This window comes from Nostoc sp. 2RC (assembly GCF_014222165.1).
Lineage (GTDB): Bacteria > Cyanobacteriota > Cyanobacteriia > Cyanobacteriales > Nostocaceae > Nostoc > Nostoc linckia.
Genome location: NZ_JACKZU010000669.1, coordinates 1 through 1,732, shown reverse-complemented (window position 1 = coordinate 1,732; position 1,732 = coordinate 1). Strand labels below are relative to the sequence as shown.

Here is a 1,732-nt window from a genome sequence, read left to right as displayed (position 1 = left end):
CCTTTAACCTTTAACCTTTAACCATCTCCCCATCTTCCCATCTCCCCATCTCCCCCTCTCCCCATCTCCCTCATCTCCCCATTCCCCACTCCCCATTGAATGCCAATTTTTTCACACAAAAATCTTCCTAATAAGATTCTATGAGTAATTAATAAAACAGGTTGATTTGTCTTTTTGGCTTTTTGAACAATGCTTTCTAGTGCTGTGGTTTTACCTGTTCCTTTTGCTGATTTGACTCCCACTAATCCAGATGTGGGAAAAGGAATTTCACCTATATAAGGACGGTTAAAAGTGAGGGCAGCAGGAATGTTTAATTCAGAGTGGGGTTTAGTTTGGGCAAGATAAATTTCTAAATCCAGACTTTGGCGATAAAGTTTTTCAAAGTTAGTGACACCTTTGGCAACAATAAAATCATCAACGCCTTTTTCTTTTCCTGGAAGTTCGATGACTTTCACAGAACAATTTTTTTTCTGGAATAAGCAACCAAGTTGGGAAATGGCATTATTAATAGCAGCAATTTTCTGGGGTTGAGTTTCAAAATCAAAGCAAATATAAAATCGGCGCTTTGTGGCCGTAAATAAGGCTAAGTCGGGTATCAATTGACGACGAGTAACTTTACCAAATTCATCTTTAACGACGCGATAACCACTGGTAATTCCAGGAACGCCAATGGCGACATATCCTTGCGTCAACAGTGTCGCTGCTTTCTTCACTCCCTCGCAGATGATGACGGAAATATTCTTTTCCATCACCCATTGCCAAAAACCCTTAGCTTCGCCATCAGGGCTAATGGTGATATCATCGGGCATGGCTAAATTGTAACGCTGTGCAACTTGCTGCCAGATTTGCAATGTCACCCGCAAACAAAACACCCGTGTTGGCGTGCTGGGGGGATGTTCGTATTTGATGGATTTCCCTTTACGATTTTGTCGGGGTTGGTTTGGCTTGAAGCATCCCCATTCCATTATTTGCCAATTCTTCAAGGGGTCTAGTCCAGAACACCACCAACCACCTTCGGTGACATGAGCGTAACCCTGCAACCAACTACTCTTGACCATTCCAGTATTGGTACGCGGAAGTAGCTCAGAAATCAACAAATACTCATAAGCGGCTACACCTTGGAGTGACTGAAAATTAAGTTGCACTAAGTGTAAGTCTATACCGCTACTCTTGACTAATTCTTCAAGGTGTTGGGGATCTAAATAGTGCAGATGCATAGCAAAAAGCTCTAAGGCAAGACGATGAGATTAAAACATTAACATGCATCTTCTAGTTTCTTATAAGCAAGATTGCCATGCTTTAATGATGCTTTTTTTACCACGTTGTGGGAGACACATCGGTTAAGACTTTAGTGGGTTATTCTGCCTAGTAGATCCCCGAAGTAATAATTTTGTATTGTGATATTTGCTTGCGAAAATTTTTCATTTATCAGTACATTTTTCGATTAAGCAATGCGATCGCCATCTCAACCACAAGTTATGGACAATAGACCTCTTGCACAAGAGTGCTGCACTCTTGTGGGAAAAGGGAAAAGGTTAAAGGGGAAAGGTAAAATACCAAACCTTTCCCCCTTTTCCCGACTTCTCTTAGAAGTCTAAGAGTTTGTTTGAAAAGTGGTTAACTGTGATTTTAATTACCCCCCTTAATCCCCCCCCTGGTAAGGGGGGAAACAATAAAATCTAGTTCCCTCACGCCACTTGCTTCAAGCCGGGGAACCCGTCCAACGCAGTGG

At 41.9% G+C, this 1,732-nt stretch carries 1 pseudogene; it reads right to left on the bottom strand.

Features of this window, described 5'->3' with window-relative positions:
* Positions 1-74: 74 nt before the first annotated feature.
* Positions 75-1,217 (bottom strand): annotated as a pseudogene (locus tag GNE10_RS34305) (DUF3854 domain-containing protein); the annotation flags it as partial.
* Positions 1,218-1,732 lie beyond the last annotated feature (515 nt).